The following is a 23,122-nucleotide window of genomic DNA, read 5'->3' as shown; positions in this document are numbered from 1 at the left end:
GGGCCCACCTCCCACAAGCGGCGGAAGCCCGCACCTTCTGACGCCATGACTCTCACACCCTCGCGTCCTGTTCCTGAAGCCGCCAGCGAGGAGCAGCAACGCCTGGAGGTGGAACTGCTGATGGGCGAACCAGTGCTGCAGGACATCCAGCTGCAAGCTGTCGGCCAAGACCTGCTTCTGAGCGGCAAGGGACTGTGCACCGATCGCTGGCGCGAGCTGGGCGCCCTACCCCTCCACGAGTCCGATGGTCGGCTGGTCGTGGCTGTTCCCAGCCACTGGACCCCCCAGCAGCGCCAGGAGCTGCGCGAGGAACTGCAACGGGCGGGGTTTGGCGCCGATCTCCAGCTGGCCTTGGCCAGCAACCTGACCGCAGTTCTCCACGCCAGACCCCCCCAACCCAAGCCCACCTCGACCTCCAGCACCCCCCGATCCCTCACCCAGGATCTGGACATCCCCGGTGCATCGGACGGCGATCTCCAGGAGACCGCCGCTATCGAAAACCTCGAAATCGACGACACCGCGACAGCGAGCGCGAACGCCTCCCCCATCATCAGCTTGGTGGACCGGATTCTGATCGAGGCGCTGACTTCGGGAGCCAGTGACATACATGTGGAACCCCAGGAAAACTCCCTGGAGATCCGCTTTCGCCTTGACGGGGTGCTGCAGAAGCAGTTTGACGATCTGCCGAAGAGCCTGACGCCGGCCGTGACCTCAAGAATCAAGATCATGGCTGACTTGGACATCGCCGAACGGCGCTTGCCCCAAGACGGCCGGGTCCGACGCCTGTTTCGGGGCCGCAAAATGGAATTCCGGGTGAGCACGTTGCCCAGCCGCAACGGCGAAAAGATCTGCATGCGGCTGCTCGACAGCGGCGCCACCCAACTGGGCCTGGATACGCTCATCACCGACTCAGAAGCCCGAAAAATCGTGCGGGACTTGGGTTCCAAGCCCTACGGGATGCTTTTGGTCACGGGTCCAACCGGCTCGGGCAAATCGACCACGCTCTACGCCCTGCTGTCGGAACGCAACGACCCCGGCATCAACATCTCCACCGTTGAAGACCCGATCGAATACACCCTCCACGGCATCACCCAAACCCAGGTCAACCGCGAAAAGGGCCTCGACTTCAGCACAGCCCTACGTGCCTTCATGCGTCAAGACCCGGACGTGCTCTTGGTGGGAGAAACGCGCGACTTAGAGACAGCAAAAACCGCGATTGAAGCCGCACTCACCGGCCACCTGGTGATGACCACTCTGCACTGCAACGACACGGCCAGTGCTATCGCCAGACTGGACGAAATGGGCGTGGAGCCCTTCATGGTGAGCGCCTCGCTGCTGGGCATCGTCTCCCAGCGGCTGGTACGACGCGTGTGCCCCGATTGCCGCATACCTTACAAGCCCAGCCATGAAGATCTCGGCCGTTTTGGCCTCTTGAGCAGCCACGAAACGAATGTGAACTTCTTTCGGGCAAACACCCAGCAGAACAGCCAGGAGGGGTGCTGCCCAACCTGCAACGGGTCTGGTTACAAGGGGCGCGTCGGTGTCTACGAAGTTCTACGAATGAACGACACGCTCGCTGCGGCTGTGGCCAAACGGGAAACCACAGATGTGATCCGCCGGATGGCCCTGGAAGGCGGCATGAAAACCCTTTTAGGCTATGGACTCCAACTCGTCCGAGAAGGTCTCACAACGTTGACGGAAGTTGAGCGCATGCTGTTGACCGACTCCGGGCTCGAATCAGAACGTCGGTCTCGCTCGCTCAGCACGCTCACCTGCAACTGCTGCGGTGCAGGACTGCAGGATGAATGGCTTGAATGTCCCTACTGTCTGACCAGCCGCTGAACGCCCCATGGCCGTGATGATCGAAGACCTGATGAGCCAACTGGTGAGAGATGGTGGCAGTGATCTCCACATCAGCGCCGGGGTGCCACCCTACGGGCGTTTCAATGGTCAACTCAGGGCCCTACAGGATGAACCATTAGCTGAAGAAGATTGCAACAAGCTGATCTTCTCGATGCTCAACAATGCCCAGCGCAAACAACTCGAGCAAACCTGGGAACTGGACTGCGCCTACGGTCTCAAAGGGGTCGCACGATTCCGGGTCAATGTGTATCGCCAGCGGGGGACCTATGCTGCCTGCCTGAGAGCTCTCGGCAACAGCGTACCCACCCTGGAAAACCTCGGTCTGCCTCCAATTGTTGAGGAAATGAGTCACATGCCAAAGGGGCTAATTCTTGTTACCGGACCCACCGGCTCAGGCAAAACAACGACCCTGGCTGCCATTCTGGAGCACATCAACCAAACACGTGCTGAACACATCCTCACCATAGAAGATCCGATCGAATTTACCTACAAACCTGTCAAGAGTGTGATCCACCAGCGTCAACTCAATGACGACACCCGTAGCTTTGCCAACGCCCTTAAAGCCGCCCTGCGGGAAGATCCGGATGTAATCCTTGTGGGAGAACTGCGCGATCTGGAAACCATCCAGCTAGCCATCACAGCGGCAGAAACCGGTCACCTGGTGTTCGGCACCCTGCACACCAGTTCCGCAGCCCAAACGGTCGATCGCATGGTGGACGTCTTTCCACCCAGCCAGCAGACCCAGATTCGCGTCCAGCTGAGCAGCAGCCTCGTGGCCGTGTTCGCCCAGACCCTCTGCAAACGCCACAACCCAAGTCCTGGTCAATTTGGACGGGTGATGGCCCAGGAAATCATGATCAACACGCCGGCCACCGCCAACCTGATTCGGGAGGGCAAAACGGCTCAGCTCTACTCCCAGATCCAGACCGGTGGCCAGCTCTCCATGCAAACCCTTGAAAAAGCCCTGGGCGATCTGGTGCTCAGCAACCAGGTGACCATGGACGAAGCCCTGCTGAAAACCTCTCGGCCCGAGGAACTCAAACGCCTCGTGGCCCAACTGAGCTGATCTTCGGCCACCCCCAGAGCCATGGCCACATTCATCGCCACCTACATCAATCCCCAGGGCAAGTCGGCGCTGATCGACGTTGAGGCAGCCGATCCAATCCAGGCCAAACGCAGCCTGCGCCTGCGGGGCATTCGAGCCACCGAAATCAAAGTCAAACCAAATGCGACCGCCACCAGCTCAAGTGCAGCTGCCCAACTGAACAACAAGCTGAGGTTTTCCAAGCTGAATGAACTGCTGGAGGCCAAGCCCGGCATCAAGGAGAAAGCTGTATTTGCCAGCAAGATGGCCGCCCTCGTCAATGCCGGGGTACCGATTGTGCGCAGCATCGACCTGATGGCATCCCAGCAGAAGATGCCGCTGTTCAAACGTGCCCTCCAGTCGGTCAGTCTAGAAGTAAACCAAGGAATGTCGTTGGGTGAAGCGCTGCGCCGTTGGCCCAAGGTGTTCGACAAGCTGAGCATCGCCATGGTGGAAGCCGGTGAGGCCGGTGGCGTCCTTGATGAATCGCTCAGGCGGCTGGCCAAGCTGCTGGAGGACAACGCCAAGTTGCAGAACCAGATCAAAGGCGCCCTGGGCTACCCGGTGGCAGTGCTTGTCATCGCTGTTGCAGTTTTTCTAGGAATGACAATCTTCCTCGTTCCTACCTTCGCTGAGATTTTTGACAGCCTGGGCGCCGATCTGCCTTGGTTCACCCAAATGATGGTGGATCTCAGCAGTCTTCTGCGCTCAACCTTTTCGCTCTACCTAGGGCTCGGTCTGATTGTTTTCGTCTATCTCTTCAGCAAATTCTATGCCACTCCCATTGGCCGTCGCCGGGTGGATGCCATCATTCTCAAACTTCCTCTGTTTGGCGAACTGATTCAAAAGACAGCCACAGCTCAATTCTGCCGAACCTTCAGCTCCCTAACCCGAGCTGGTGTCCCGATTTTGATGTCGCTGGACATTGTGCGAGAAATCACCAACAACTCCATCATTTCAGACGCGATCACCAACAGTCGCGAAGATGTTCTCCAGGGCATTCCATTGAGCGTGGCCCTCGGACGCATGAATGTCTTTCCAGATATGTCAATCAGCATGCTCTCGATCGGCGAAGAAACGGGCGAGATGGATGCCATGCTCTCCAAGGTTGCCGACTTCTACGAAGACGAAGTGGAAGCCATTGTCAAAGCCCTCACCTCGATGTTGGAGCCAGCCATGATCGTGCTAGTGGGCGGAATCGTTGGCTCCATTCTTCTGGCAATGTATATGCCCATGTTTGCCGTTTTTGAAAATATCAAATAGTGCTGGGGGTTATTCAGTTGCCAGAGCCTGACCGGCCAGCCAACCACTGCTCCAGCAGTGCTGAAAGTTGAATCCCCCGGTCACGCCATCCACATCCAGCAGTTCACCCACCAGGTAGAGGCCGGCGTGCTGGCGGCTCTCCATCGTCGCGAGATTCACCTCCCCCAAGGGAATGCCGCCCGCCGTCACGAATTCCTCGCCGAAGGGGCCCCGTCCCGTGACCGCCACCCGGGTGTCGCGCAGCGCCGTGATCAGCAGCTGCTGGTGTCGCTTGGCCAGGTCGGCCCAGCGCTGCTGGGGATCGAGGCCATGGCGCTGCAGCAGGGCCAGCCAGAGGCGCCGGCTGAGGGCGGGCCAGGGCCGCCAATTGGCCAGCTGCCGCTTGGCCTGAACCCGCTTCGCTTCGGCAAACAGGGCGTCGAGATCCTGCTGGGACTGTCCGCCGCTCCAGTCGAGCCGCAACTCCCCCCGGTAGACGGCGGCCTTGAGGGCCCGGGCGGCAAAGGCGGTGAGACGCAGGGTGGCCGGACCGGACAACCCCCAGTGGGTGATCAGCACCGGCCCGCGCTGGCGGAAACGCTGTTCAGCGCCACCGCCGCCGGCTTGCGGATCCGCTGGCAGATGCAGGGCCAGCTCCACGGGATCCATCACCACTCCCGCCAACTCCAGCAGGGGATCGCCCGCCAGAGCGAGCGTGAACAGCGACGGCACGGGCGACACCAGCCCATGGCCGAGGGCGGCGGCAAGCTGGCGGCCGCTGGGGTGACTCCCCGTGGCCAACACCAGCCGATCGGCGGCCATCGTCTGGCCACCGCGCAGCCGCAGATCAAAACCGCTCCCAGCCCGGGGACTGGCCTGCTGCAGCGCCACCCCGGTGTGCAGCTGCACGCCGGCCTGCAGGGCCGCCCGGCGCAGGGTGGCGGCCACCGACTCGGAGCGGTTGGAGCGAGGGAACAGCCGGCCGTCGGCCTCCTCCACCAGCTCCAGGCCGTGCGCGTCGAACCAGGCCACCGCATCGCCCGTGGCGAAGCGAGAGAAAGGGCCCCTCAGGGCCTGGCCGCCGCGGGGGTAGTGACCCACCAGCGCCCGCGGATCCCAGCAGGCATGGGTGACATTGCAGCGCCCGCCGCCACTGATCAACACCTTGTGCAGCGGCTCGGCGGTGGCCTCGAGCAGAACAATGTTGCGGACGCCCGCCTCAGCGGCTGCGATGGCGGCCATGAATCCGGCGGCGCCACCACCTGCCACCACCACGGCGGCATGGCTCGGGAGGCTCACGGAGCAGCAGGGCGGGGGACACGGGTGGGCAGCATGGGGTGATGGGCCAGACCGATCCAGCCAGCTTTCGCTTCAGTGTGGCTCCGATGATGGACTACACGGATCGGCACTTTCGGGTGTTGATGCGGCAGATCACCCGGCGCAGCTTGCTTTACACCGAAATGGTGGTGGCCCAGGCCCTGCACCACGCCCGCCGGGAGCCCGGAGCCAGCGGGCCGGGGGGCCGGCTCGAGCGGCTGCTGGGCTTCGATCCCGTCGAAAAGCCCCTGGCCCTGCAGGTGGGCGGAGACGATCCGGCCCTGCTGGCGGAGGCCGCCCAGCTGGCAGCCGACTGGGGCTACGACGAAATCAACCTCAACGTGGGCTGCCCCAGCGAAAAAGTCCAGAAGGGTCGCTTCGGAGCCTGCCTGATGGCCGAACCCGACCAGGTGGCACGCTGCGTCACCGCCATGGCCGACGCCTGCCCACTGCCGGTGACGGTGAAACACCGGATTGGCATCGACGACCGCGACTCCTACGCCGAGCTGCTGGCCTTCGTGGATGCGGTGGCTGCCGCGGGAGCCCAGCGCTTTGCGGTGCACGCGCGCAAAGCCTGGCTGGAGGGCCTGGATCCCAAGCAAAACCGCACGATTCCGCCCCTGCGTTACGACATCGTGCACCAGCTCAAACGGGATCGGGCCGGGCTGACCATCGAACTCAACGGGGGCCTGGAGAGCCTGGAGAGCTGTTTGACACACCTGGAGCAGCTGGATGGGGCCATGGTGGGCCGGGCCGCCTATGCCCATCCCCTGCAGTGGGCTGCAGTGGATCAGCGGGTGTTCGCCGACACCAGCCGGCCTCCGGCCAGCGCTTCGCACGTGGTGCGCGGGCTGATTCCCTACGCCGAGCAGTGGCGCAGCCGGGGCGAGCGGCTCTGGCCGATCGCGCGCCACCTGGTGCACGTGGTGGAGGGTGTGAACGGCGCCCGGCGCTGGCGCCAGCAGCTCACCCAAGCCGCCGGAGACCGGCAGGCCGGTGCTGAGGTGCTGGAGGCCGCCGCTCGGGCGCTGGAGGAACGGGGGTATTAACCCTCGGCGCTGCCACTGCGGCGGCGCCGGGTGCGGCCGGCATCAAAGCCATCGCTCGGCGCAGCACTGCCAGCGCCGTAGCTGCGGTCTTCCCAGCCCCGAGCCCCTGAACCCCGATCTCCACCACCACCGGCACCGGCGTAGCCCCCGCCGCTATCTCCGCGGTTGTAGCCCCCGCCACCGCCATAACCACCAGCGCCTGCATAGCCGCCGCCACCGCCGTAGCCACCACGACGCTGACCTCCTCCTCCTCCGCCACCACCAGCTCCCCGGGGCTCCGCCTTGTTGATGCGCAGGGGGCGGCCCATCAGCTCGGCGCCTTGCAGCGAATCAATGGCTTTGCTTTCCGCGGTGTCATCCGACATTTCCACAAACGCGAAACCACGCTTGCGCCCGGTCTCGCGTTCGAGGGGCAGCGAACAGTTGACCACTTCACCGAAGGGTGCAAACAATTCCGCTACGTCGTCCTGCTCAGCGCGGAAGGGAAGGTTGCCGACAAAAATGCTCACGAACCAGAGGGGCCGCTAACCAAAACAGCCTAAGACCCCCGGCGAGGCCTACTTCCCCTCAGGGGGCAACACGGATCCGGATTCGCTGCAACTGCTGCTGAACCTGCTCGAAACCGGTGCCGCCCTCACTGCGGCGGGCCGCCACCACCTGCTGGGGAGTGATGGCGGCGTAGATGTCGGCTTCAAAAGCAGGATGGAGCTGCTGCCAGCGCTCCAGCGGCAGGTCCCGCAGCAAAATCCCCTCCGCCAGACATCCCTTCACCAGGCCGCCGACCAGTTGATAGGCATCGCGGAAGGGCACACCCTTCGCCACCAGATAGTCGGCCACATCGGTGGCATTGGAGAAATCCGCCGCCACCGCCGCCTCCAGCCGCTGGGGCCGAAACTCCAGACCTTCCTCAAACAGAATCGCCATCGCCTCCAGGCAATCAAGACAGGTGCGCACCCCATCGAACAGGGCTTCCTTGTCCTCCTGGAAGTCCTTGTTGTAGGCAAGGGGCAGGCCCTTGATCATGGTGAGCAGCCCCATCAGGTGGCCGAACACGCGGCCGCTCTTGCCCCGCACCAGCTCCGGAACGTCGGGGTTCTTTTTCTGGGGCATCAGGCTGCTGCCGGTGGCGCAGCGGTCGGTGAGGCCCACGAAGCCGAACTCCTCGGAAGCCCAGAGAATCACCTCCTCACTGAGGCGGCTGAGGTGCACCAACACCAGGCTGGCGGCCGCCATGAACTCCACCGCAAAATCCCGGTCGCTGACCGCATCGAGGCTGTTGGCGTAGATGGCCTCGAAGCCCAGCTCCTCGGCCGTCTGGCGCCGATCGATCGGCACGGGAGTGCCGGCCAGGGCCGCCGCCCCCAGTGGGCAGATGTTGACCCTCTGGCGCACATCGGCGAGCCGGGAGCGATCCCGCTCTGCCATCTCGATGTAGGCCAGCAGGTGGTGGGCCAGGCACACCGGCTGGGCCCGCTGCAGGTGGGTGTAGCCGGGGATTAAAACGCTGCTGTGACGCTCGGCCTGGGCCAGCAGGGCCCGCTCAAAACGCAGCAGCGCCGCATCGATGGCGTCGATCTGGCCCCGCAACCAAAGGCGCAGATCAGTGCCCACCTGGTCGTTGCGGGAGCGGCCGGTGTGGAGCTTTTTGCCCAGGGGCCCCAGGAGCTCGATCAGGCGCCGCTCCACGGCGAAATGGACGTCTTCGGCCTCCAGCCCTGGGTTGAAGTCACCCCTGGCGGCTTCAGCGCGGATCGCCTCCAACCCCTCGATCAACCGGCTGGCTTCGTCCTCGGCAATCACGCCACAGCGACCCAGCATGCGGGCATGGGCGATCGAGCCATCGAGGTCCTGCTGCAACAACGTGATGTCGAAGCCGATCGAGGCGTTGAAACGCTCGATGGCCGGATGCAGACCCTGCTCGAAGCGCTGGCTCCAGGTGGAGGCGGTGGAATCAACGGCCATTCGGGACTTGGCAAGCTGCGCGGGGCAGAAGGTTTGCTTCGCAGGCAATCAGCTTGGCAGGGAGGGCAGCATCACCTCCTCCCGCACCTTGAGCACCACCATCGAGGCGTCATCGTCGAGCTGCCGATCGGCCCCCACAAAACGATCGAGCCGGGCGAACAGCTGATCGAGAATCCCCTGGGCGCCGATGCCGGAGCGGCAGGCCCCCTGCAGGTGCCGCACCAACCGCTCCTCGTCGAAACGGTCGCCACTGAAGCCCGTGGCTTCCGTCACGCCATCGGTGTAATAGAGCAGGACATCGCCTGGATCGAGCACGGTCTGCTCGAGCCCGTAATCGGCTTCGCTCTGCAAACCGATCAGCAGCCCGGGGGCATCGAGGCGCTCCACCTGGTTGCGCTGGCGGCGCCAGATCAAGGGCGGATTGTGGGCCGCATTGGCAAAGCGCAGCAGGCGGGTGCGGGGGTCGTAGTCGGAATAGAACAGGGTGACGAACCGGTGCGACTGGGCCAGGTCCTCCTGGGCCAGCTGGTTGAGGTCGTGGAGGATCCGCTCGGGGGAGTGGCCGCTCAGCACCTCGGCCCGCAACATGCCGCGCAGCAGGGTCATCAGCAGGCCGGCCGGCACTCCCTTGCCCATCACGTCCCCCATCACCAGAGCCCAGCGAGCCTGCTCACGGCGGCGGCCCAACAGCTGGGGCCGGGTGGGGATGAAGTCGTAGTAATCACCCCCCACCTGGAAGGCGGGGCGGCAGCGGGCCGCCAGCTCCACGCCGTCGATCAGCGGACAGCGATCCGGCAACAGCTGGGCCTGGATCTCGGCGCCAATGCTGAGCTGACGGTCCAAGCGCTCGTGGCGCCGCATGGTTTGCAGCAGCGCCTCGTTTTCCAGGGCCACGGCGGTGAGATCGGCCACCAGCTGCAGGTGGCGGCGGTGCACTTCGCTCCAGGCAAACCCCTTGCGGCCACTGAAGACATACAAACGACCCCGCTGCAGGCTGCGGGACACCACCGACGTGGCAAACACCTGCTCTGCCCCCAGCAGCCGGCCGATGCGCTGATCGAGCAGGGCGACCACCGCCGCTTCGCCGCTGAGGGCCGCCAACTCGGCATCGCCGAGGGCCGCCAACTGGCGCACCAACTCAGCGCAGCGCTCCACCGGGGTGGCCTGCAGTTGCTCGCGCCAGAGGCGACCGTCCTCGTGGAACACCACCAGCACGGCCCCTTCCGCCTCCACCAGGCGGGTAGCCACCACGGGCACCAGCTCCAGAAACCGGCCCAGGTTGGTGAAGCTGCGCAGGGCGAAGGCCAACGAGGCGAGCAGCTCCTGGTTGCGCCGCTGCTCCCGGTTGAGGCTGTCGAGCAACTGACGCAGCGAGGCCGCAGCCGAGAGCACCGGGGCGGCGGCAGACGCGGCCTGCTGGAGCGGGTGGGGGGGCGGCTTGTTGCTCACCGATTGCTCACGGGACGGCCGCGGCGAGCCCGCAAGATAGCTCTCGAATCCGGCGTTGCCTGATGGCTTAACGGGCCAACAGGGCCTCCACAAATTCGAAGCTGTTGAAGGGCCGCAGGTCGCGGATGCCTTCGCCGGCGCCGATGAAGCGGATCGGCAGACCCGCCTCGGAGGCCACCGCCAGGGCCACCCCACCACGGGCACTGCCATCGAGCTTGGTGAGCACCACGCCAGTGAGCCCAGCTGCTTTGGCAAAGGCCATGGCCTGGCGCAGGCCGTTCTGGCCCTGGCTGGCATCGAGCACCAGCAGCGACTCCACCACCGCCTCCGGCGCCAGCTTGTCGACGATGCGGCGCACCTTGCTGAGCTCCTCCATCAGGTTGTGCTTGGTCTGCAGGCGGCCGGCCGTGTCCACCAGCACCAGCTCGGTGCCCTTGGCCTGGGCAGCACCGATGGCGTCGTACACAACGGCGGCCGGATCGGCGTTGGCGCTGGGATTGGCAATCACCGGCACGTTGCTGCGGTCGCCCCACACCTGCACCTGCTGCACCGCCGCAGCCCGGAAGGTATCGGCGGCGGCAATCAAACAGCTGTAGCCGCTGCGCACCGCCAGGTTGGCCAGCTTGCCGAGGGTGGTGGTCTTGCCGACGCCGTTGACGCCCACCATCAGCCACACGTTGAGCCGATCGCGTTCGGGGGCCAGCAGGGGGGAACCGCTGGCCCGGGTCGGGGCATCCAGCAGGTCCTGGAGCTGTTCCTTGAGGAAGCGCAGCCCCTCGGCCGGATCCACCACCTCCTCGTTCATGCGTTTGCGCAGGGCGTCCAGCACCTGATCAGTGGCCTGCACGCCCACATCGGCCCGCAGCAATGTGGTTTCCAGGTCGTCGACCACCTCGGGGGTGAGCGGATCGTCGCCGAGGGTGTCCAGCAGCTGGGTGACAAAACCCTGCCGGGTCTGCTCCAGGCCCTGGCGCAGGCGCCCCAGCCAGTCGATCTCCTCGAGCGACACCTGATCGACCCGCTTGCCCTGGGCCGCCAGCACCTCCGCCGACCAGGTGAAGGTGGTGTCGAAGTCGCCCAGGCTGGGCTCGGCGGAGTCTGCGGGGGCTGCCTCGACCGGAGCGACGGCAGCACTCGCGGTGATGGCCTGCTGGCGCTCAGCCCGCTGGGCGGCGGCCTGCTCCAACAGCGACAGGCCTGGAGATGGCTCAGCAGAGGTAGGGGAAGCGAAGCCCTCTGCAGAATTCTGTACAGCTTGTACAGAATCGGGACGGGAGCTGGGCAGGGACTGTTGTGCTTGGGAGTCCGCCTGGAGATCAGCCTGCAGTTCGTCAGTGAGGTTCGGCACAGACTCCTGCTGGGCCTGCTTCTGGGCTTCCTGCTGAGCTTTCAGGCGGGCGTAGGCCTGACGCGCCCACTCGAGGGCCTCCGCATTGGGATCCGGGTTGGGATCAGCCGAGCTGCCTTCGGGCTGGGCAGCAGCAGAAGCCGCTGGGGTCGGATCATCCGGGGCAAGCGAAGGCCCAGATGCCTGGCTGGGCGGCGTCTCGCCGTCGGCTGCGTCAGGCCCGGTGCGATTGAACCAGTCGTACACCATGGCGCCCTCAGGCCTCCGCCACGGGCCGGGCGGCCGTGAAGCGCCTCAGCACGCCGTTAATCATGCGGCGGCCCTGCTCGTCGCTGTAGCGGTTGGCCAACTCCACGGCCTCGTTGCAGGCCACCGCGGCGGGGGTGCGGAAACGGTCCAGATCCACGGCTGCCAGACGCAGGATGTCGCGGTCGATGCGAGGCAGGCGGGTGAGCCGCCAGCCCTCCATCACCCCGTCGAGTCGGGCATCGATGGACTCCCGATCGCGCAGCACCGCCTCCACCCGGTCGATAGCGCCGCGGCGCACCTCGTCCTGGTCGGCTAGAAGCAACAGCCGGGGCAGTTCCAGGCTGGCGGAAAGGCGGTTGATGGCCTGCTCCGCCGCCGCCAGTCCGGCATTGAGGTGCTGGCGCACCCGCGGCAACTGCTGCTCGCCCTGGTCCTGCAGCTCACTGTCCAGCAGGTCCTGCTGGGCGGCCTGCAGGTCCTCAGCAGAGCGGTCGAGGGCCTCGCGCACGTGCTGGCTGAGGGTGGCGAGCACCTGCTGCAACAGACCCTCCATCGCGATGGGCTGGGCTACGGAGGAGGCGCCGGCGCGGTCACTGGTCTGGCCGAGCATCAGCAGGGCCAGTTCGCGCGAGAGGGTGCGGCTCTGCATCAAAACGACTTGGCCTCAGGAAAGTTGGGAGGTGCGCAACTGAGCCAGCAGGCTGGAGAAGCTGCGGTTGGGCGTGGAGCGCTCGTCGGGATTGACGATGCCGGCGGAAATGATCGTGCGGAAAGCATCCTCCACCGAGATGTCCAGGTCCTTGACCGACCGCTCGGGCACCACGGTGTACCAGCCGGTGGTGGGATTGGGGGCTGTGGGGATGAACACGCTCAGCATCGGTTCGCTGAAACCAGCCTGGAGCGCCGTGCCGATCGCACCGGTGACAAAACCCAGGGCAAACAACCCCTCCCGCGGATATTCCACAAGCACCACCCGGCGAAACTTGCTGGAACTGCCCTGCAGGAAAGTTTCCAGCAACTGCTTGAGGGTCTTGTAGACCGAGCCCGCCAGGGGAATCCGCAGCAGGGTGCCCTCACCAAACTCCAACAACCAGCGCCCGACGATGTTGCGGGCCATCAGGCCGATCAACAGGATGCCGAGCAGGGGCACCAACAGACCCACCCCCAGGTTGATCAGCTCCTGCAGCAACGGGTTGAGGGTGTTGAACGGGTTGAACTGCTTCGGGATCGAGGTGAGAAACGCCAGCACAAAGCGGCTCACCGTGGTCGCCAGCCAGATGGTGGTCGCCAGGGGAATGACGACCAGCAGGCCGGCGATCAGGTCATTCTTGAGGTCGGCCTGAAGCCGGTCCCCCAGGGGCTGATCAGATTTGGGACTGGATTGAACCAACTGACAACCCGGACGTCCGGCCCATTCGCTACCTGTTGGCAACTTAGCCAGCCAGGCTCAAAGCAGGGCCACCAGGGCCGCCAGCACAAAGCCGATGGCCAGCACCACGGCGGTGCCGGTGCCGCCGTAGCGGCGTTGGTTGACGGTGAGATCCCGGGCGCGCTGCTGCTGCTGCAATTGGTCGTCGGCCTGCTGGAGCTGGCGCTCCATGAACGCCTTAGCGGCCTGCTGCTTCTGCTCGGCCGTTGCAGTGGCAGGGATCTGGCCAGCCTGCTCGGCCTGGGCAATCAACTGGTCGATCACCTGGGGGTTGTCCATCTGGGAGCGGGCCGCCGCCAGCTGGGCCTTGCGGGCCTCGAGCTGCTGGTCGGCCTGGTCGGAAAGGGCGCGGTCGCCACTGATCGACACCGGCACCGCCACGAGCATCGCCAGAGCCAGCAGGATGCTGAGCACCGCCACCAGCCAGCGCAGGGGCGTGCGGCCGGCGGCGGGATGGTCGAGGCGGCTGCCGAACAGCATCAGCAGCAGGCCCACCAATGCCATCGGCGACTGGGTCACCAACCGGTCCATCAGCAGCTGGCGGTAACCCTCCTCGCCCCAGTTCCAGGAGCCCAGCAGCACCAGCAGCTGGAGCGCCAGCAACACGACCAGGGTGAGGCCGAGCCAGTGCAAGAGATGGCCCAGGCGGCCGAAAGAGGCAGTGCTCACAGGAGGGGCTCGCGGCAGATTGAGAAGACGGCGCAACTGTACGGGCGATGACGCAGCACGCCCACCACGAGCTGGCACACCAGCTCAAACAGCAGGCCCGGCAGCTGGGGTTTGACCCGGTGGGCCTCGCCGCCGTGCCTGCCGGGGAGCGCCTAAGCCTGCGGACGGCGGCCCTGGAGCGCTGGCTGGCGGCCGGCTATCAAGCCGACATGGCCTGGATGGCCGACCCACGCCGGCGCGCGGTGGAGCAGCTGTTACCGGGGGTGCGCAGCCTGCTGGCGGTGGGGCTCAACTACTACGTAGCGGCCGAGCGCGCCCCCGGCTCCCTGAAGGTGGCCCGCTACGGCTGGGGCCGCGACTACCACCGGGTGATCGATGGCCGGCTGCGCCGGCTGGGCCGCTGGCTGGAGCAGCAGGTGCCCGGGGTGAGCTGGCGGGCCTGCGTCGATAGCGCCCCGCTGATGGACAAAGCTTGGGCCGAGCAGGCCGGCCTCGGCTGGATCGGCAAACACGGCAACCTGATCCACCGCCGCCGCGGCTCCTGGCTGCTGTTGGGCCACCTGCTCTCCAGCCTGGAGCTACCGGCGGATGTACCCGCCACGCCCCTGTGCGGCAGCTGCAGCCGCTGCCTGCCCGCCTGCCCCACCGGCGCCATCACGGAGCCCTTCGTGGTGGACAGCCGCCGCTGCATCGCCTTCCACACGATTGAGAATCGGGATCCCGAGCTGCCCGAGCCGATCGCCGGCGCCCTGGAGGGCTGGGTGGCCGGTTGCGACATCTGCCAGGAGGTGTGTCCCTGGAATCAGCAGCCCCTGGACAGCAGCCACGATCCGGATCTGCAGCCCAGGCCCTGGCTGCTCGATCTGCAGGCCGACGAGGCCCTGCTCTGGAGCGATGCCGACTGGGATCAACACCTGCGAGCCTCAGCCCTGCGCCGCCTCAAACCCTGGATGTGGCGGCGGAACCTGCGGGCTAGCCAGGGCGGCACTGCCTAGGCTGAACGGATCTGTCCCCAAGCGATGGCACCGCGCCAATTGCGCATCGACCCGTGGCGCATCCAGTGGCGCATGGGCCAGTGGCTCACTGGTTTGACAACAACCCGCCTCTGGAAGGCTCACCGCTCGAGCGCGGTTCTGGTGGGTGCGCTGGGGTTGCTGCTGGCGCCAGTTCTGCCCGCCCGGGCGCTGGTGCCCTACGTGTATGTCCCCCAACGCCAGGAGCTGGAAGGCGCCGGTCTTGGCATTGCCCAGGCCGCGGCGCGGTTGCTGCGGCTGGGCCAGGCCAGTGACGCCGCCCGCCTCGCGGCCCTCACGGTGCAACTGCTGCCCGACGACCCCCGCGGCTGGGTGCTGCTGGCCGAGGCCCAGCTGCGCAGCAACCAGCTCAAACAAGCCGGCGTATCGCTGGCCAAGGCCAAGCAACTGGATCCACGCAACCCGGGCATCTGGTTTGCCGAGGGCTCCCTGGCCCTTCGGGCCGGCAAACCCGAGGATGCGATCGGCCTGCTGGAGCAGGGGCTGAAGCTCGACAAAGGCAATGCCGGTGCCTACTTCGACCTGGGCAACGCCCGCATCCTGCTCGGCCAGAGCGGACAGGCCCTGGCGGCCTTCGAGCGGGCCTCCTCCCTGCGCAAGAACTTCTGGGAAGCCCTCAACAACCAGGGTCTGGTGCTGTTTGAACAGGGCAAAACCAAAGACGCCATCCAGCGCTGGCGGCGGGTTCTGACCATCAAGCCCGATGCGGCAGAACCGATGCTGGCGCTGGCCGCAGGACTGTTCGCCCAGGGGGCGGCCGGCCGCAGCGAAGCCCTGGAGCTGGCCGGCAAAGCCCTCGACAACGACCCCAATTACGTGCTGGAGAGCTACCAGAAGGAACAACTCTGGGGATCCAAACTGCGCAGCACCACCCAGGAGCTGCTGCAACAGGGCGATCTCAAAGCCGTGGTGGATCGGGCCCTCGCCAATGCCAGCCCGGAAGGCGAGAGCAGCGAGGAGGAGTAAGTCCCGCTGGAAGCGGCAGCCCTCGACAGCATCTGTAGGCTGAGCCCCACCTTCCGACCCCAGACCACGACACCGGATGGCCGAGGAGCGCCCAGGGGAGCGGAGCGGACCGGGCAACGACCCGCGCATTCAACCGATTGCGCTGCACCAGGAGATGCAGCGCTCGTACCTCGAATACGCGATGAGCGTGATCGTGGGGCGGGCCCTGCCGGATGTACGCGACGGCCTCAAGCCCGTGCAGCGCCGCATCCTCTTCGCGATGCACGAACTGGGCCTCACCCCGGATCGGCCCTACCGCAAATGCGCCCGTGTGGTGGGCGACGTGCTTGGCAAATACCACCCCCACGGCGACCAGGCGGTCTACGACGCGCTGGTGCGTCAGGTGCAGACCTTCGCCAGCCGCCACCCACTGCTCGATGGCCACGGCAACTTCGGCTCCGTCGACGACGATCCGCCGGCGGCCATGCGATACACCGAAACGCGGCTGGCGCCCATCGCCAACGAGGGCCTGCTCGATGAGATCGGGGCCGACACCGTTGATTTCGCCGCCAACTTCGACGGCTCCCAGCAGGAGCCCACGGTGCTGCCAGCCCAGCTGCCGTTTCTGATCCTCAACGGCTGCACCGGCATCGCCGTGGGCATGGCCACCAACATCCCGCCCCACAACCTTGGCGAAGTGGTGGATGCCCTGATCGCCCTGGTGCGCAAGCCAGATCTCTCCGACGACAAACTCCTGCAACTGGTGCCCGGCCCCGATTTCCCCACCGGTGGCGAAGTGCTGGTGGGCCAGGGCGTGCGCGACACCTACCTCACGGGCCGCGGCAGCATCCCGATGCGGGGTGTTGCCCACATCGAGGAGGTGCAACCCGGCAAAGGCCGTCACAAGCGCGGCGCCGTGGTGATCACCGAGCTCCCCTACCAGCTGAGCAAGGCGGGCTGGATCGAGAAGCTGGCCGAGCAGGTGAACGACGGCAAGATCGGCGGCATCGCCGACATCCGCGACGAAAGCGATCGCGAAGGCATGCGGGTGGTGGTGGAGCTGCGCCGCGATGCCAACCCGGAAACCGTGCTGGCCGATCTGCAGCGGCGCACGGCCCTGCAGAGCAATTTCGGCGCCATCCTGCTGGCCCTGGTCAACGGTCAGCCGGTACAGCTGAGCCTGCGGCGGCTGCTGCAGGAATTCCTGGAATACCGGGAACTCACCCTGATCCGGCGCACGCGCCACGCCCTCAAGCGCTGCGAAGACCGGCTCGAGGTGGTGGAAGGCCTGATCAAGGCCCTCGATGCGCTTCAGCACGTGATCGCCCTGATCACCGCCGCCAGCGATGCGGCCAGCGCCCGGGCTGCCCTGCAGGTGCAGCTCGACCTGAGCGAGCGCCAGGCCGATGCGGTGCTGGCCATGCCCCTGCGGCGCTTGACGGGCCTGGAGCAGGAGAGTTTGCGCAAAGAAGCGTCCGAGCTGATCGAGGAGCGGGGCCGGCTGCGTCACCTGCTCGACGACCGCACGGTGCTGCTCGACACGCTGGTGTCGGAGTTGAAGGCGCTGCGCAAGCGCTTTGCCACACCCCGGCGCACCCGCTTGGTGGAGGGAGGCGATGCGCTGGTGGCCCAGCGGGCGGCGGCGATCCGTCCCAACGCCGAACTCCAGCGCCAGCAGGCCTTTGCAGCCCTGGCCCCGGAAAGCCGGCTGCTGATCCAGGCGGATGGGGCGGTGAAGATCCTCAGCTCCCAGATGCTGGGACGGCTGCACCTCGATGAGGCCATCGCGCTGGGGGAGCACCCCTCCCCAGCCCGCCTAATCCTGCCAATTGCCGAACAACCGCTGCTGCTGGCCTTCACGGGAAGCGGGCGAGTCGCCCTGCTGCGCTGGGAATTTGCCGGGCAACAGCCGGGCAAGCTGGAGCGCTTCCTTCCCGACAGCCTCGAGGGAGAGCCGGTGGTGCAGGTGCTGCCCCTGCCCGCCCAGGGCAGCCTGGGCCTGCTGAGCAGCGACGGCCGCTTCAAACGGCTGCCCGTCGAAGACTTTCAGGAGTTGTCGGGGCGGGCGGCCACGGTGCTGAAGCTCAAGGAGGGCGTCAGCCTGCGGCGAGTGGTGAGTGGCCACGAGGGCGACACGCTGGTGGTGGCGAGCAGCACCGGCCGGATGCTGCGCCTCAGCTTCAACGAAACCGAATTACCGCTGATGGGCCGCGCCGCCCAGGGCCCCATGCTGATGCGGCTGCTGCCTGGGGAAGCCGTGGTGGGTGCCGCCTGCGTTGCAGCCAGCACTGCCAGCGCCTCGGTGCTGCTGGCAACTGAGGGGGGGCAGGTGAAGCGGCTAGAGGTGTCCAACCTGCGGCTTTGCCAGCGCGGCGACATGGGTCAGATCGGCTTGCGACTGCAACAACGGGGAGATCGCGTGATCGACCTGCAGCCAGCCGACGCCGCGGTGCTGAGCCTGCTGACCGAAAAGGGCTGGAGCGCAAGGCTCGACCTGAGCCAGCTGCAGGCCGAAGACTGCAGCGGCATCGGGATCTCAATCGCCCTGCCGCCAGGCCAGGTGCTGCAGCAGCTGGTGCCCTTAATCCGTTAGGAGACCGGGTGCTCTCGCAAAACAGCTGCCGCAATGCCGGCCGGCTCGAGCATCAGCTTGCTGGAGCGCACCTGCTCGGGCATCTCAATCGGATAGGCGCCGTCAAAACAAGCAGTGCAGAAGTTCGCGGAATTGGCCAGAGCCGCGTCCACCATGCCCTGCTTGCTCAGGTAGGCCAGGGAATCCACCCCCAGATGGGCTGTGATTTCAGCCAGGGTGAGCCGAGCCGCAATCAGTTGATCCTGGGTGTCGGTGTCGATCCCGTAGAAACATGGGTGGGTGACCGGCGGTGAACTGATCCGCATGTGCACCTCCGTGGCGCCGGCATCCCGCAGGGCCTGCACCAACTTGCGGCTGGTGGTGCCCCGCACGATCGAGTCATCGATCACCACCACACGCTTGCCCGCCAGCACATCGGGCAGGGGGTTGAGTTTCACGCGAATTCCCGCCTCCCGCATCGCCTGGGTGGGCTGGATGAAGGTGCGGCCGACATAGCGGTTTTTGATCAGGCCATCGCCAAAGGGGATGCCGCTGAACTGGGAGTAGCCGATCGCCGCCGGGATGCCGGAATCGGGTACGCCGATGACGATGTCGGCGTCCACCGGCGTTTCGCGGGCCAGGGCCTCGCCGATCCGCACCCGGTAGCTGTAAAGCGACTCGCCAAAAAAGCGGCTGTCTGGCCGGGCGAAATAGATCATCTCGAACACACACAGCTTCGCGGGCTGCTCACACCACCGGCTGCGGCTGGGGTTGGGATCCCCCTGGCGGAAGTGGATGATCTCCCCAGGCTCCACGTCGCCATCGAAGGCGGCGCCGATGATGTCGAGTCCGCACGACTCGCTGCTCACCACCCACTGGGCCTCGCTGGGTCCACCGATATGGCCAAACACCAGGGGCCGGATGCCGTGGCCATCGCGCAGGGCAAACAGCCCCTCCGGGGTGCCGATCACCAGACTGAAGGCGCCGCGGCAGCACTCCGCCGCCTGCCGGATGGCGCGATCCCAGTCGAGGCCTCGGTTCACCGCCTGTTGGACGGCAAAGGCAATCAGCTCGGAATCGGTGGTGGAGGTGAGCTCGCTGGCGATGGCGGCGAGGTCGTGCCGCAGCTCGCCGGCATTCACCAGGTTGCCGTTGTGGGCCAGGGCAAAGGGCCCGATCCGGGTGTTGAGCACCACCGGCTGGGCATTGCAAACCTTGCTGCTGCCGGTGGTGGAATAACGGTTGTGACCAATGGCCAGATCGCCGGTGAGGCGCTCCAGCACGGCCTGGTCAAACACCTGACTGACCAGGCCCATGTCCTTGTGCAGCCGCACCTTGTGGTCGGCATCAAACACGGCAATGCCGGCTGATTCCTGGCCGCGATGCTGGAGGGCGTAGAGCCCGAAATAGGTGAGGTTGGCCACCGGCTGCCCCGGTGCCAACACGGCGTAGACGCCGCAGGCCTCTTCGGGCTTGTCGGGGCGCTGGTCCAGATCGTGCTCTGCTGCCTGATCGTTGGGCTCCGAATGCATCACCAGCACAGGCCCATCAACGATCGTGGTGCAGATTCATTCTGCATGAGAGCGCCCGATCCACGCCCCACTCAAGCCGTGGGGGGCAGATCAACGCCCATGCGCCGCGGGATGGCCTGCTCGTAGCAGGTTTGCAAAGCCTGAAGACTCTGGTGGACCACCGCGCTACCGCCCTGGCTGATCACCAGATTGGCCGCAGCTGTCACCACACCAATCCGCTCGGCGGGCACCCCTGCAGCAGCCACGGCCTGCTGCCAGGCCTCGGCCTGATCAGGCGGCACACTCACGAGGATGCGGGCGCCGCCCTCGGCAAACAGCAGCCGATCGGTGCGGGCGCTGCTGGCGGGCAGCTCCAACTCAGCACCGAGGGGCTCGGCGGTGGCCATGCAGCACTCAGCCGCGGCCACCGCCAGGCCGCCGTCGCTGAGGTCGTGGGCGGAAGCCACCAAGCCCTGGGCGATCGCCTGACGCAGGAAGCCCTGCACCGAGCGCTCCAGGGCCAGATCGATCTCGGGCGGACGCCCCGTGACGGCTCCATGCAGCCGCTCCAGATAGCTGCTGCCGGCCAGGCCCAGGCGGGGATCGGCTGGAGCCTCGCCTGTTTCCAGCGGCACCCCCAGCAGCCAAATGGCGTCGCCGGCCGCACGCCAGGCCTGGCCGCGCACCTGGGCGAGATCGTGCACCAGGCCCACCATGCCCACCACCGGCGTGGGGTGGATGGGCTGCATGGTGCCATTGGGCAGGCGGGTCTCGTTGTAGAGGGACACATTGCCGCCGGTGACTGGTGTCTCCAGGGCGCTGCAGGCAGCCGAGAGGCCGCGGCAGGCCATTGCCAACTGCCAATAGCCGGTGGGGGTTTCGGGAGAGGGGAAGTTGAGGTTGTCGGTGATCGCCAGGGGCTCGGCGCCCACACAGCTGAGGTTGCGGGCCGCCTCGGCCACCGCCGCCATGCCGCCGCGCTCGGGGTCGAGGGCCACCCAGCGGTTGGGACAGTCCACCACCGCCGCCACCCCACGCGTGGCCGCCGCCATGGCGCCCTCGCCCTGCTGGGGGCGCAACCGCACCACGGCCGCATCGGCGCCGCCGGGGGGCACCACGGTGTTGGCCTGCACCTGGTGGTCGTACTGGCGGTACACCCAGCGCTTGGAGGCGATGGTGGGGTCGTCGAGCAGGGCCAGCAGGGCGTCGTTCCAACTGAAAGGCAGCTCGGCGGGCAGCTCAGCCTCGCTCCAGCGCCAGTGGGCCTGGATCTCCGCGGGAGGTTCGCTGATCAGCTCGTGGTGGTTGATCGGCGTGTCGTCGGCCAGGGCGCTGGCGGGCACCTCGGCGGCCACCGCACCGTTCTGGAGCACCCGCACCACGTTGTCTTCCAGCACCCGGCCCACCACGGCGGCCTGCAACCCCCAGCGGGTGAAACGCCCCATCAGCGCCTGCTCCCGGCCGGGCTTCACCACAAACAGCATCCGCTCCTGGGATTCGCTCAGCAGGAACTCGTAGGCCGTCATGCAGGCCTCGCGGGCGGGCACGCGATCGAGATCCAGCTCAATGCCCAGGCCGCCCTTGGCGGCCATCTCCGAGCAGCTGCAGGTGAGACCGGCGGCGCCCATGTCCTGAGCGGCCACCACATCGCCGCTCTGGAAGGCCTCCAGGCAAGCCTCGATCAGGCCCTTCTCCAGGAAGGGGTCGCCCACCTGCACAGCAGGGCGGTCGTCAAGGGAGGCCTCGGTGAGCTCGGCGCTGGCAAAGCTGGCGCCGCCCATGCCATCGCGGCCGGTGGTGCTGCCCACGTACACCACCGGAAAGCCCACGCCCTCGGCGCCGGAGCAGACGATCTCCTCGGTTTCCATCAGCCCCAGGGCCATGGCGTTCACCAGCGGGTTGCCGGAGTAGCTGGCATCGAAGGCCACCTCGCCGCCCACGGTGGGCACGCCCACGCAGTTGCCGTAGTGGGCGATGCCGGCCACCACCCCCTCCATCAGGCCCACATTGCGCTCGTCCTCCAGCGGCCCGAAGCGCAGGGCGTTGAGCAGGGCGATCGGCCGGGCACCCATGGTGAAGATGTCGCGCAGGATGCCACCCACGCCCGTGGCCGCCCCCTGGAACGGCTCCACCGCCGAGGGGTGGTTGTGGCTCTCGATCTTGAAGGCCAGCCGCTGGCCCTCACCCAGGTCCACCACGCCGGCGTTCTCGCCGGGCCCCACCAGGATGCGCGGGCCGCTGGTGGGGAAGCCCGACAACAGCGGCCGTGAATTGCGGTAGCAGCAGTGCTCCGACCACATCACGCCGAACATGCCCAGCTCGGCCCGGTTGGGGGCGCGGCCCAGGCGCCGGCAGATCTCGTCGTAGTCGGCCTGGCTGAGGTTCTCCTTTTTCAGGGCCTCGGGAACGGCGTAGTTGGGATCTGAAAAGGCAGTGGAGGACGAGTCAGCAGCAGCGGCCACAGACACCAGGGCAAGTTGAACCCAGTTTCACCGAACGGTGGCCCAAGCCCCGAACCGAAGGATGCTCAAGCCAGATCACCCGAGAAGTTTGCTGCCAGTCCCACGGTCATCCCCCACAATTCCGTACGCGTCAGGTCCCCACCTGTGTAGATGGCCTCCAGCCTGTTCATGGCAAAAATTCCAATGCCATCCAGAGGCCCCCAACTCGCACTCTCCAAATTGACCGACTTAAACCGCAACTGCTTGGTACGCGCCCCAAGGATGCCAATCCGATCCTCGGAACCCATCTCCTGGATCACGTCAACGGTGGCGGCCGCTTGAGAAATTTTGCGAGGACCATCGCGGCTGATGAATATCCAATCTTCCACACCATCTGCGGCACTGCGGAAAAGGTTGCTACCAGAACCACCCCACAACTCATCGCCGCCGCCACCACCAATCAACTTGTCATTGCCGAACTCACCACGCAAGAGATCTGGCCCGGGCCCACCGATGAGAATGTCATTGTTGTCAGTACCGATCAACCGCTGCCCCAAAGGAGCTTTTGCAACCTCGGATTCAACGCCCCAGATCAAACTCAGCGCAGCCAGATCATTGGCGCTAAAAGTGGTAGGCCAAACGCCACCCCGAGGAGAGCGATAGGCCATCACCGTGTCTTCCGGAAAAGCACTCAACCAAGGATCACGGCTTAGAAAAAAATCTCCATCACTATCATCAAAAGGATGCTCCAATCCAAGCGCATGTCCGATTTCATGCAAAGCGGCATAACGCAAATGTAACCGTTCAGGGGTCGGGACTGCTCAGTGCGAATGACGTGGACCCCGGCAATCGGTCCAGGGTGAATGAGAGTCCTCAGCCGGCCAGACTGGGCCGGGGACTTCACCATGAAACGCACCAGGCACACCGCGGAGCAGATCATCCGCAAGCTGAAAACGGC

Annotated in this window: 18 protein-coding genes; 7 read left to right on the top strand and 11 right to left on the bottom strand. The window is 66.0% G+C overall.

Annotated elements, in window-relative coordinates:
- Nucleotides 1–45: 45 nt before the first annotated feature.
- The 3 genes from KBY70_RS09875 to KBY70_RS09865 are packed head-to-tail and all read left to right on the top strand — an operon-like array spanning nt 46 to nt 4,210.
- Nucleotides 46–1,842, top strand: coding sequence for a GspE/PulE family protein (locus KBY70_RS09875; protein WP_254988383.1), 1,797 nt, complete (start codon nt 46–48; stop codon nt 1,840–1,842).
- Between the two features lie 7 nt (nt 1,843–1,849).
- Entirely contained in the window at nt 1,850–2,929 is a 1,080-nt protein-coding gene (locus KBY70_RS09870) for a type IV pilus twitching motility protein PilT (protein ID WP_254988381.1), read from the top strand.
- 21 nt (nt 2,930–2,950) lie between these two features.
- Entirely contained in the window at nt 2,951–4,210 is a 1,260-nt protein-coding gene (locus tag KBY70_RS09865) for a type II secretion system F family protein (RefSeq protein WP_254988379.1), read from the top strand.
- A gap of 9 nt (nt 4,211–4,219) precedes the next feature.
- On the opposite strand, the gene KBY70_RS09860 is transcribed toward KBY70_RS09865, so the two are convergent.
- Nucleotides 4,220–5,431 carry an NAD(P)/FAD-dependent oxidoreductase gene (locus KBY70_RS09860; RefSeq protein ID WP_254988437.1) on the bottom strand — a complete coding sequence of 404 codons (1,212 nt, stop codon included), beginning with the start codon at nt 5,429–5,431 and terminating at the stop codon, nt 4,220–4,222.
- Between the two features lie 98 nt (nt 5,432–5,529).
- Here KBY70_RS09860 and dusA point away from each other — a divergent pair, with 98 nt between their 5' ends.
- Entirely contained in the window at nt 5,530–6,555 is a 1,026-nt protein-coding gene (dusA, locus tag KBY70_RS09855) for a tRNA dihydrouridine(20/20a) synthase DusA (RefSeq protein ID WP_254988378.1), read from the top strand.
- Here dusA and KBY70_RS09850 read toward each other — a convergent pair.
- The 7 genes from KBY70_RS09850 to KBY70_RS09820 form a co-directional block, all read right to left on the bottom strand.
- Nucleotides 6,552–7,064: an RNA recognition motif domain-containing protein gene (locus KBY70_RS09850; protein ID WP_094558966.1), complete on the bottom strand. Its 513-nt coding sequence runs from the start codon at nt 7,062–7,064 to the stop codon at nt 6,552–6,554. The two genes, dusA and KBY70_RS09850, sit on opposite strands and share 4 nt — an antisense overlap.
- A gap of 58 nt (nt 7,065–7,122) precedes the next feature.
- Nucleotides 7,123–8,517, bottom strand: coding sequence for an argininosuccinate lyase (argH, locus tag KBY70_RS09845; RefSeq protein WP_254988377.1), 1,395 nt, complete (start codon nt 8,515–8,517; stop codon nt 7,123–7,125).
- Between the two features lie 48 nt (nt 8,518–8,565).
- Nucleotides 8,566–9,966, bottom strand: a complete 1,401-nt coding sequence (locus KBY70_RS09840; protein WP_254988376.1) for a PP2C family protein-serine/threonine phosphatase — start codon at nt 9,964–9,966, stop codon at nt 8,566–8,568.
- A 67-nt stretch (nt 9,967–10,033) separates the two neighbouring features.
- Nucleotides 10,034–11,563: a signal recognition particle-docking protein FtsY gene (gene ftsY / locus KBY70_RS09835; RefSeq protein WP_254988374.1), complete on the bottom strand. Its 1,530-nt coding sequence runs from the start codon at nt 11,561–11,563 to the stop codon at nt 10,034–10,036.
- 7 nt (nt 11,564–11,570) lie between these two features.
- Complete coding sequence (gene nusB / locus KBY70_RS09830; RefSeq protein WP_254988372.1) at nt 11,571–12,212, bottom strand: transcription antitermination factor NusB; 642 nt, start codon at nt 12,210–12,212, stop codon at nt 11,571–11,573.
- A gap of 15 nt (nt 12,213–12,227) precedes the next feature.
- Entirely contained in the window at nt 12,228–12,953 is a 726-nt protein-coding gene (locus KBY70_RS09825) for a DUF502 domain-containing protein (RefSeq protein ID WP_254988370.1), read from the bottom strand.
- Nucleotides 12,954–13,010: 57 nt separating this feature from the next.
- The gene (locus KBY70_RS09820) at nt 13,011–13,661 is read right to left on the bottom strand and encodes an HpsJ family protein (RefSeq protein WP_254988369.1); all 651 of its coding nucleotides are present in this window, start codon (nt 13,659–13,661) and stop codon (nt 13,011–13,013) included.
- A 47-nt stretch (nt 13,662–13,708) separates the two neighbouring features.
- Here KBY70_RS09820 and queG point away from each other — a divergent pair, with 47 nt between their 5' ends.
- The 3 genes from queG (at nt 13,709) to KBY70_RS09805 (ending at nt 18,233) form a co-directional block, all read left to right on the top strand.
- On the top strand, nt 13,709–14,656 hold the full coding sequence (queG, locus tag KBY70_RS09815; protein ID WP_254988367.1) for a tRNA epoxyqueuosine(34) reductase QueG: 948 nt from the start codon (nt 13,709–13,711) through the stop codon (nt 14,654–14,656).
- A 72-nt stretch (nt 14,657–14,728) separates the two neighbouring features.
- Nucleotides 14,729–15,661 (top strand): tetratricopeptide repeat protein, encoded by a 933-nt coding sequence (locus tag KBY70_RS09810; RefSeq protein ID WP_409996052.1) that lies wholly within the window; start codon nt 14,729–14,731, stop codon nt 15,659–15,661.
- Between the two features lie 76 nt (nt 15,662–15,737).
- Nucleotides 15,738–18,233 carry a DNA topoisomerase (ATP-hydrolyzing) subunit A gene (locus KBY70_RS09805; protein ID WP_254988365.1) on the top strand — a complete coding sequence of 832 codons (2,496 nt, stop codon included), beginning with the start codon at nt 15,738–15,740 and terminating at the stop codon, nt 18,231–18,233.
- On the opposite strand, the gene purF is transcribed toward KBY70_RS09805, so the two are convergent.
- From purF to KBY70_RS09790, 3 genes are all read right to left on the bottom strand, one after another.
- Entirely contained in the window at nt 18,230–19,744 is a 1,515-nt protein-coding gene (gene purF, locus KBY70_RS09800; RefSeq protein WP_254988364.1) for an amidophosphoribosyltransferase, read from the bottom strand. The genes KBY70_RS09805 and purF overlap by 4 nt on opposite strands.
- 71 nt (nt 19,745–19,815) lie before the next feature.
- Nucleotides 19,816–22,185 carry a phosphoribosylformylglycinamidine synthase subunit PurL gene (purL, locus tag KBY70_RS09795; RefSeq protein WP_409996051.1) on the bottom strand — a complete coding sequence of 790 codons (2,370 nt, stop codon included), beginning with the start codon at nt 22,183–22,185 and terminating at the stop codon, nt 19,816–19,818.
- A gap of 65 nt (nt 22,186–22,250) precedes the next feature.
- A complete protein-coding gene (locus tag KBY70_RS09790) occupies nt 22,251–22,958 on the bottom strand; it encodes a hypothetical protein (RefSeq protein ID WP_254988363.1) in 708 nt (235 codons plus the stop codon).
- Between the last annotated feature and the right edge of the window lie 164 nt (nt 22,959–23,122).

Origin of the sequence: Cyanobium sp. ATX 6E8, from assembly GCF_024346335.1 — a bacterium.
GTDB lineage: Bacteria > Cyanobacteriota > Cyanobacteriia > PCC-6307 > Cyanobiaceae > Cyanobium_A.
This window is presented reverse-complemented; position numbering and strand designations above follow the sequence as displayed.